Source organism: Geminocystis sp., assembly GCF_041753295.1.
Lineage (GTDB): Bacteria > Cyanobacteriota > Cyanobacteriia > Cyanobacteriales > Cyanobacteriaceae > Geminocystis.
The window spans coordinates 1-8,564 of the sequence record NZ_JBGSUU010000096.1; the positions used below are offsets into that span (position 1 = coordinate 1).

Below are 8,564 nucleotides of genomic sequence, written 5' to 3' on the forward strand. Positions count from 1 at the left end.
ACAAAGATGATTTTGCTTTCCTTTTTTAATTCCATTTTTGTGAATATGTTTAGACCCGCACTCTGGACATTGTATCATTTTTTTATTTTTGATAATTTGACCCCTTTATCTAAAAATCATACCTTAATTCAGCAACGCCCAAAAAGAATATGAACATTTAATTATCCAAAATAAATATCTTTTTCAACAATATCAATCCTTGCAAAATCAGTTAGGTAAAATTGAGCAATTAGAGACAGAAATAGAAAATTATCGACTCAAAATTAATCAAGTTACTCAAGAAAAAGATAATTAACAATCAAACTAAATAAAGCCTATAACGCCAGATTAGAATTAGAAAAAACATTAAAGAATACTGATGATTTAAAAATTAAATTAGAGTTAGAAGCTGAACTAAACAAAAGAATAGAAGCTGAACAATTCACTCAATTTTATTTAGATGAAGCAGTAAAACTTGAGAATAATTTACGCAATCTTCAGAGTGAAAATGAAGTCAATGTCGAAAAGTTAAAAGCTAAAGATATTGAGATTCAAGAGATCGAAAAAAAGTTAGATAATCTAAATCAAAAACGTTCTGATACTTTAAAAGAAAGATTCAGTTATTGTTATTCTAGTTTAATTATTAGCGATAAAATTTTAACACAAATACTAAAGTTAGATTCAGAAGAAATTAATCTTTTGGAAAGGCAATTTGGTTTATTAGAAAATACTTTAGATAAGGTAACTTTTAGTAAAACTATTAATTATCGGGGAGTTAATGTACAAGAAATTGATTGTAACTGCGATATTAAATTATATGTAAAAATTGAAAATAATCGTATATTTATTATTAAAATTGGCTATCGAGAATGGAATATTATTTGTTCGGAAAAATTCTTAAACTATTTTTCTCAATTAGATGAAAAAAGTCAAATAAAAATTTCGATTGTAATTAATTATTTAGAAGAAAAAGGAGTTAATTTAGGTGCAGAGAATAGCAGTAAGATTAAGGGGACAAATTTTAATTTAAGAGAATTAAGACCAATTAATAGTAACAATGAAGCTATCAGAATATTTTATACTTTTACGCCTAAAAGAATGCCTATTTTATTAGGAGGTGGTAATAAAGATAATTGCAATCCTATTACTTGGTATAAACAACAAATTAAGTATAGCAGAAAAAGAATATATTAACTATCTAAATAATCCTAATAATGTATTGTCTTTTGATGATTTTTGGTCAGATATGAGCGTATCCGCTCGTCAAGAAGCGATGAGTCAATTTATGGTTTTATAGAGTTAATAATCATAATATCTTACCAAATTCCCCTTAAATAAGGGGATAATATTATCTTTTTTCAGCTACTTTAATCTTAAAATTATTTTCTAACCAAGAAAGATCTAATTTACAATTATTTTGGCTTCATTATTGATCATTTTTATTCAAATATCGTTCAATGAGTATAATCGCTACAATATCATCTACTGGACGAGGGGGGATTCTTAACCCTTTTGGTATCAATCGAGTTAACCCTTTCGGTGGATACATTTCCCAGTATTTTTGTCTTGCTTCTACAGTGCTATTTCTTTCGTCCACTAATTGTAAGTTTATATATAAGTTTAAATTATCTTTTAATCGCTGTTTCCACTGTTTAGAAGTGGTTTGATTTCCCATTACTATTTTTAAAGGGTTATATTTTTTGATTAATTCCTCAATGATGCCGATCGCCTTGTCACTATCAACGACTTTATTATATAATATTTTCTTATTAATATCAAGAACAGCTACCCCACATTTATCTCTACCCGGATCAAATCCTAGAATCATAACTATACTAAAAAGATACTTTAATAATAAAATAGAAAATATTGGGAAGATTAAGCACCAGAAAAGATAATTACTTTATCAAAGAAAAAGATAATCAGCTTAAACCCATAATTCAACTCATAGTAACACTCATTGAACAAGGTACAAAATTTTAATGCTTGACCAAATTTTACATCCTTCTATTGATTTTGGCATTGATACGGTTTTTATTCTCATCATTCTCGTGGCTTTAGAAGCAGTTTTATCCGCAGATAACGCCATTGCCTTAGCTTCTATTGCCCAAGGATTGAAAGATGAAAAACAACAAAACTACGCTTTAAATATTGGCTTATTAATGGCTTATGTTTTAAGAATGACATTAATTGTAACCGCCACTTGGGTGATTAAATATTGGCAATTTTCTTTACTAGGAGGCTTGTATTTATTATGGTTAACCTATCAATATTTTTCTAGTAATAGCGAAGGAGAGGAGGAAAATTCATCAAAATTAAATTTTACGAGTTTATGGCAAGCTATCCCCATGATTGCCTTTACAGATTTAGCCTTTTCTTTAGATAGTGTTACCACGGCCATCGCCGTTGCCGATGAAATTTGGTTGATTCTCGCAGGAGGTACAATTGGCGTTATTGCTTTACGTTTTCTCGCACAATTATTTATTCGTTGGATTGAAGAATTTACTCATTTACAAGACGCAGGGTTTATTACCGTTGGTTTAGTTGGTTTAAGACTAATAGTGAAAGTCGCTTATCCTACTCTCGTGCCTCCAGAATGGCTTATGATTGGCGTTATTATTGGGATGTTTGTGTGGGGATTTTCTAAAAAAAATGAAATTGAGCAAAATTCTTAATTTTCAGACAATATATAGTTAATTAATCTGAAATTATTATATGACTAAATTAAGGACTCCCACTTCTATTTCTCTTAGTAGTATCGCCCTTATTACCGTAACTTTTTTATCGATAATTTTGTTATGGCAATTAAGAGGTTTATTGGTTATTTTAATGATTTCAGCAGTGTTAGCGGCAACCTTAGCACCTATCGTTGACTATAGCGAAAAAATCAAGATTCCTCGATGGTTAGGGGTGATTTTAGCTTATTTACTCATTATTTTAATCATTACTGGGGCTGGTTTAATTATCGGGCCTACTGTAATAACTCAAATTCAAAGATTATTACAAAAGTTGCCAACATATTTAGACATTATCACTTCTTTAACTCAATCTTTAATTATCCGTTTTGGCATTACTGAACCAAAAGCCTTAAACTTAATAGATCAATGGTTAGATTTACAAGGTTTAACGGCTTGGGCGGTAAAATGGAGTCAAAAGCTTATTGTTAGCTCATTAGGGGTTACTAAAGGCATCGTTGGCGGTGTTTTTAATATCCTTCTTTCTATCATTCTTTCTGGTTATATGTTAGCTGGTTCGAGTCGATTAATTAAAGATTTTGTCAGTTTATTTCCTTCTCCTTGGGATTCCCGTTTAGAAGCTCAATTTGCCCCTGTAAGCGATCGTATGGGAAAATATATTCAAGGTAGAATCTTAGTATCTTTAATCTTAGGGGTAGCCATTACCATCGGCTTAAAATTTATCGGTATTACAGAATTTGCTTTAGGATTAGGAGTTATTGCAGGTTTTACTAACTTAATACCATTTTTTGGACCAGTTTTAGGCTCAATTCCAGCCTTAATTGTCGCCATCGCCCAAGGTGGTTGGATATTTGGGTGGGTTCTGTTATTATTTGTAATTATCCAAAATGTAGAAACCTATGTATTAGATCCCTTATTAGTAGGCTCTAGTGTTAAAGTACAACCGTTATATCAACTACTAGCCGTGTTAGGAGGAGTGCAAGTATTAGGTATTATTGGCGCTTTAATTGCACCTCCTTGGGTGGCAGGTGCTGGTGTTATACTAGAAAATCTCTACATAAAAATTCCCTCAGAATCAACCTTAAACAATGAATCATTAGTAATTACTCATGAGGAATAAGGTATCATAAGTAACAGTAAATTTAAGTAAAATAAAGTATGGATAGTATTAAAGTTACTGGTATTCGTGGTTATGGTTATACAGGGTTATTACCAGAAGAAAGAACTTTAGGACAATGGTTTGAGGTCGATTTAGTTTTATGGGTAGATTTGCAACCATCAGGCAAAAGTGATAATTTAGACGACACCGTTGATTATCGTCAGGCAATTAGTCTCGTTAAACATTTGCTCAAAACTGCTAAATTTGCGTTAGTGGAAAAATTAGCGGATGTTATCGCCGAGGATGTGTTAAAAATTAAATTCATTAATAAAGTGAGAGTAAAACTATCTAAACTATCTCCTCCTATTCCTGATTTTGAAGGAAGAATTACTATTGATATTACTAGAAGTCTATAAATGCAACAAAAGTTTACTTATTTGTCAATTATTACTAATTTTTTTAAAGGCTAAATTCAGGAAAATTTAGGGAAATAAAAGGCATTTTCTCCTTCTATCTCTATTTATCTCTCTTTTTCGCCCTGATATAAAATATCAAGAAATTGGTCAAATTAATATGTATAAGCCAATGGCTGTGAGGAAGTGAATTTGTTTTATTGATAACTTATTAGGAGATAAATAAGATGATTTACAGCATAAAAAAAATAAGTCGTGCTACTTGGCAATATCTAAATCAATCTTTAACACCAGATATTGAGCAAGAATCTGTGTGGAAACCAACTCGATTTTGGTATTTATATAAAATTAGATTGTTAGAAACCTGTTGGTTACAGGATGCTGTTTTACCCTCTCATGAAATTCGAGGACAAGATGAGTATAGGAAAGGAAATTAATCGATTACAAGATTTAATGCCTGCTTCGGGGAGAATGTTATGTCGGATTGTCAGTAAACCTCAACAATCTAAGACAATTACGACTTTTTCTCCTCTTCCTTGGCAATCAAAAAATCGGATTATATATATTAATTTTGATTTATGGAAAAGGTTATCCTTACCTCAAAGAGATTTACTTTTATTGTACACTGTGGCTTTTTTAGTAAAGGTAAAACTTGTTAAATTTGACGTTTATCAAGGAGTTGCTTTAGCTACATTGCTGGGATTTTCCGTAGAATTAATACAACAAAATATTGTCGGCACTGCATTATTTGGTAGTTTTTTATTTATAGCTGGGAATAAAATTTGGAAGCAAAATCTAATTGTGGAAAAAGAATTAAACGCCGATGAAGAAGCCATCAAAATAGCTTTAACACGAGGTTATTCCACCATTGAAGCGAAAGAGGCTTTATTAAATGCCATTGAATCTTTACCTGCTTTAGAATCTCGTCAAACTTTCAGTGTTACGGAATTATTAAGAATTAAAAACTTAAAAAAATTAAAAATATAGTTTTATAAACATTTATTAGTTTTCAAGGAAAGTAATTAATATTAGCACTTCAAATTTTAATCAATTTTTATAATTCAAATCAACCCAAAATAATCTACATAATTGTAATTAATGAACAAGTTTAAGATCCTAATAAACAGTATTAATAAACAAGTTTTCTTCTACTTTAAACATTATAAAAAAAATACTCTTATTAAAAAATTTTATCAAAATCAATAAAATTATCTATTATTAATTTGCTATCGATAAAAGTAAGAATAGACGGAAATTTTCTTTTTTTATTTTTCTTTGATTTTCTTTTTCTCATTTTAATTAATTATTTCCATTCCTCTAAATCTCTTTCAATGGCGTATTGAAAACTTTTAGATACTAAAAAAATATTTTGTTTTGCTTTTAGGGATTCAGGAAAAATAACTTGTGCATAAATTGCGGTATCGTCAAAATTCCCCTTACCAAGAATTATTTGATATTTATCGCCATTGTTTAAAATTAAAGAAATTTTATGGCGAGATTTATCTAAACCAAATTCTTGTATTTTTTCTGGCGTTGAAGGAATTTCTAGCTTATTTTCTGCTTGATTGAATAAGTTGATTAGAAAATTCATGGCGGCATCATTTACCTTTAGTTTTTGAGGTTGTGTCATCAGCCAAATATTTTTATCTGTTTTCTCAAAACTAATTTTTTCCTGATTTACTTCGATGTCAATATTTTTAATCTCTTTAGTGTCAAAAGTAAATATTTTCTCCTTTTTTTCCTCTTGTTTATCTATTTTAGAAGTAAGATCAAATTGTTGATCCTTAATTTCCCTAAAAAAAACAAACCCCGTTAAACCTAATGCTAAAATTACCAATGATATTGTTGTGCGATTAAATTTCATCTTGAAAAATGAAGACTTACAATTAATAAACATCCCCGACAAAGAAAATCAAAATCAATTGTTGTTTAAAAACTCTCAATTTTCTTCTCCATTCACTGTTTACTATTATTAATTAATCTGGTGCAAGTACTTAAAGAAATTATCGCGCGTTGGTGGTCAGAATTTACCCTCCAAACTAAATTAATGGCGATCGCCACCCTAGTGGTATCATTAGTAATGAGTAGTTTAACATTTTGGGCAGTCAATTCCATTCAAAAAGATGCTCAAATGAACGATACTCGTTTTGGTAGAGATTTAGGATTACTATTAGCCAGTAATGTTGCGCCGTTGATTGGGGAAGATAAATTAACAGAAGTGGCACAATTTTCGGGAAGATTTTTTAATAGTACATCTAGTGTAAGATATATTATTTATGCTAACGAAGAAGGACATATTTTTTTCGGGATTCCCTTTTCTCAAGACGAAGTCAAAAATTCTCTTACCATTCAAAGAAAATTAGAGTTACCTGAAGATTATCAAACCCATGTTAAAACTCCCGTAGTTAGACAACATTTAACTCCTGATGGTATTGTTACCGATGTATTTGTACCTTTATTTTCGGAGAATCAATATTTAGGAGTGTTAGCCATAGGCATTAATCCTAATCCCACGGTGGTGGCTTCATCCAACTTAACTAGAGACGTTACCATCGCGGTTTTTATCTCTATTTGGGCCATGGTGATTCTAGGAGGAGTCTTTAACGCTTTAACTATAACCCAACCCATCAAAGAATTATTGTTAGGAGTGAAAAATATTGCCACAGGAAATTTTAAACAAAGAATTGACTTACCTTTAGGAGGAGAGTTAGGAGAATTGATTTTAAGTTTTAATGATATGGCTGAAATTTTAGAGAAATATGAAGAACAAAATATTGAAGAATTAACCGCCGAAAAAGCCAAATTAGAAACCCTTGTTTCCACTATTGCCGATGGAGCAATTTTACTAGATTCACAGCTAAAATTAATCTTAGTAAATCCAGCAGCTAGAAGAATGTTTGAATGGGAAGAAACTCATATTATCGGTGAAAATTTATTAGAATATTTACCCTTAGAAGTTACTCAACAACTGCAACAACCTTTGAAGAATATTTCTCAAGGAGAACATCAAGAAGTAGAAAAAGATCATAATAATATTTTACCCACCAGAGGAGAGTTTACCATTAATTTAAACTCCTCTAATCCTCATACTTTTAGAATTTTATTAACTCAAGTCTTTGATCAAAATAGAGAAAACATCAAAGGAATTGTGATGACTGTACAAGATATTACGAAAGAAGCAGAATTAAATGAAGCTAAAAGTCAATTTATTAGTAATGTTTCTCATGAATTAAGAACACCTTTATTCAATATTAAATCTTTTATTGAAACCCTTTTTGAATACGGAGAAGATTTAACGGAAGCAGAAAAATTAGAGTTTTTACAAACAGCAAATAACGAAACAGATCGACTTACCAGATTAGTTAATGATGTCTTAGATTTATCTCGTTTAGAATCTTCGAGAAGTTATCAATTTTCTCCTTTAGATTTAGCGCAACCTATCGAACAAACTTTAAGAACATATCAACTAAATGCTAAAGATAAAAACATTAAATTAATCCAAAATATTGAGCCTTCATTACCACCAATTTGGGGACATTATGACTTACTTTTACAAGTATTTACTAATTTAGTTGGCAATGCCCTTAAATTTACTTTAGATGAAGGTAGCGTTACCATTAAGGCTTATGCAGTACAAAACAACCCTGAAAATCCTTCTGAATATTCTCATGTAAGAGTGGAAATTACTGATACAGGAATAGGTATTGCACCAGAAGACCAAGAGGCTATATTCGAGCGTTTTTTCCGAGTAGAAAATAGAGTACATACTTTAGAAGGTACAGGTTTAGGTTTATCGATTGTCAAAAATATTGCCGATAAACATAATAGCCAAATTCACTTAACTAGCGAAGTAGGAGTAGGTACAACTTTTTGGTTTGACTTACAAATATATCAAGATCACAGACTACATTAGTTTTTAAAATAAGTCAAGAAATAGACAAAAAAGTGAGAGAAAGTTTTGAAAGTTTGACAAAATAAAGAAAGACGATTCGTCAAACCAAAATAGTGACTACAATAAAAAGGCAATTAATAATAACTGTAGCAATTTATGGATTTTCTTTCAGATACTTTAATTCTTTCTCGGATGCAGTTTGCTTTTACTGCTATTTTTCATATGTTATGGCCAGTATTAACCACTGGTATGGCAATATATTTAGTTATCGTAGAAGGCTTGTGGCTAAAAACCAAAAATCCAGACTATTACTATCATGCAAGATTTTGGGCAAAACTTTATGTACTTAACGGTACTTAAACAAAAATTATGCCCAAACAAAGCCCAAACTTGCTTTATAATTAGTAAATACCTCAATATTATCTTTTAACCATTGAAAAAAGCGAAAAGATATGGCGGTGCGAAACGCTTCTAAGGCTTCACCA

9 protein-coding genes and 1 pseudogene are annotated in these 8,564 nt (G+C 30.5%); 8 read left to right on the plus strand and 2 right to left on the minus strand.

Annotation, left to right across the window (positions count from 1 at the left end; genetic code table 11):
* The first annotated feature begins 678 nt into the window (after positions 1 to 678).
* The gene (locus ACEW8E_RS10855; RefSeq protein ID WP_373480362.1) at positions 679 to 1,173 is read left to right on the plus strand and encodes a type II toxin-antitoxin system RelE/ParE family toxin; all 495 of its coding nucleotides are present in this window, start codon (positions 679 to 681) and stop codon (positions 1,171 to 1,173) included.
* Between the two features lie 232 nt (positions 1,174 to 1,405).
* Here ACEW8E_RS10855 and ACEW8E_RS10860 read toward each other — a convergent pair whose 3' ends face one another.
* Positions 1,406 to 1,807, minus strand: a complete 402-nt coding sequence (locus ACEW8E_RS10860) for a pre-16S rRNA-processing nuclease YqgF (protein WP_373480363.1) — start codon at positions 1,805 to 1,807, stop codon at positions 1,406 to 1,408.
* Positions 1,808 to 1,961: 154 nt separating this feature from the next.
* Here ACEW8E_RS10860 and ACEW8E_RS10865 point away from each other — a divergent pair, with 154 nt between their 5' ends.
* The 5 genes from ACEW8E_RS10865 to ACEW8E_RS10885 all read left to right on the plus strand — a co-directional run bounded on the left by ACEW8E_RS10865 (position 1,962) and on the right by ACEW8E_RS10885 (position 5,174).
* Entirely contained in the window at positions 1,962 to 2,654 is a 693-nt protein-coding gene (locus ACEW8E_RS10865) for a TerC family protein (RefSeq protein WP_373480364.1), read from the plus strand.
* A 40-nt stretch (positions 2,655 to 2,694) separates the two neighbouring features.
* A complete protein-coding gene (locus ACEW8E_RS10870; RefSeq protein WP_373480365.1) occupies positions 2,695 to 3,795 on the plus strand; it encodes an AI-2E family transporter in 1,101 nt (366 codons plus the stop codon).
* Positions 3,796 to 3,833: 38 nt separating this feature from the next.
* Positions 3,834 to 4,190, plus strand: coding sequence for a dihydroneopterin aldolase (gene folB / locus ACEW8E_RS10875; protein ID WP_373480366.1), 357 nt, complete (start codon positions 3,834 to 3,836; stop codon positions 4,188 to 4,190).
* 224 nt (positions 4,191 to 4,414) lie between these two features.
* A complete protein-coding gene (locus ACEW8E_RS10880; protein ID WP_373480367.1) occupies positions 4,415 to 4,624 on the plus strand; it encodes a hypothetical protein in 210 nt (69 codons plus the stop codon).
* Complete coding sequence (locus ACEW8E_RS10885; RefSeq protein WP_373480368.1) at positions 4,602 to 5,174, plus strand: DUF3318 domain-containing protein; 573 nt, start codon at positions 4,602 to 4,604, stop codon at positions 5,172 to 5,174. Before ACEW8E_RS10880 ends, ACEW8E_RS10885 begins: the two co-directional genes overlap by 23 nt.
* Positions 5,175 to 5,490: 316 nt before the next feature.
* Here the strand turns inward: ACEW8E_RS10885 and ACEW8E_RS10890 are convergent, their stop codons facing one another.
* Positions 5,491 to 6,051, minus strand: coding sequence for a DUF4340 domain-containing protein (locus ACEW8E_RS10890; RefSeq protein ID WP_373480369.1), 561 nt, complete (start codon positions 6,049 to 6,051; stop codon positions 5,491 to 5,493).
* Positions 6,052 to 6,171: 120 nt separating this feature from the next.
* On the opposite strand from ACEW8E_RS10890, the gene nblS reads away from it, so the two are divergent.
* Positions 6,172 to 8,100: a two-component system sensor histidine kinase NblS gene (gene nblS, locus ACEW8E_RS10895; RefSeq protein WP_373480370.1), complete on the plus strand. Its 1,929-nt coding sequence runs from the start codon at positions 6,172 to 6,174 to the stop codon at positions 8,098 to 8,100.
* A 135-nt stretch (positions 8,101 to 8,235) separates the two neighbouring features.
* Positions 8,236 to 8,430: pseudogene (locus ACEW8E_RS10900) on the plus strand (cytochrome ubiquinol oxidase subunit I); the annotation flags it as partial.
* Between the last annotated feature and the right edge of the window lie 134 nt (positions 8,431 to 8,564).

Excerpts from the sequence above, each read along its gene's own strand:
- ACEW8E_RS10860 (WP_373480363.1), bottom strand. The coding sequence starts at position 1,807 with ATGATTCTAGGATTTGATCCGGGTAGAGATAAATGTGGGGTAGCTGTT.
- ACEW8E_RS10865 (WP_373480364.1), top strand. The coding sequence starts at position 1,962 with ATGCTTGACCAAATTTTACATCCTTCTATTGATTTTGGCATTGATACG.
- ACEW8E_RS10870 (WP_373480365.1), top strand. The coding sequence starts at position 2,695 with ATGACTAAATTAAGGACTCCCACTTCTATTTCTCTTAGTAGTATCGCC.
- folB (WP_373480366.1), top strand. The coding sequence starts at position 3,834 with ATGGATAGTATTAAAGTTACTGGTATTCGTGGTTATGGTTATACAGGG.
- ACEW8E_RS10880 (WP_373480367.1), top strand. The coding sequence starts at position 4,415 with ATGATTTACAGCATAAAAAAAATAAGTCGTGCTACTTGGCAATATCTA.
- ACEW8E_RS10885 (WP_373480368.1), top strand. The coding sequence starts at position 4,602 with ATGAGTATAGGAAAGGAAATTAATCGATTACAAGATTTAATGCCTGCT.
- ACEW8E_RS10890 (WP_373480369.1), bottom strand. The coding sequence starts at position 6,051 with ATGAAATTTAATCGCACAACAATATCATTGGTAATTTTAGCATTAGGT.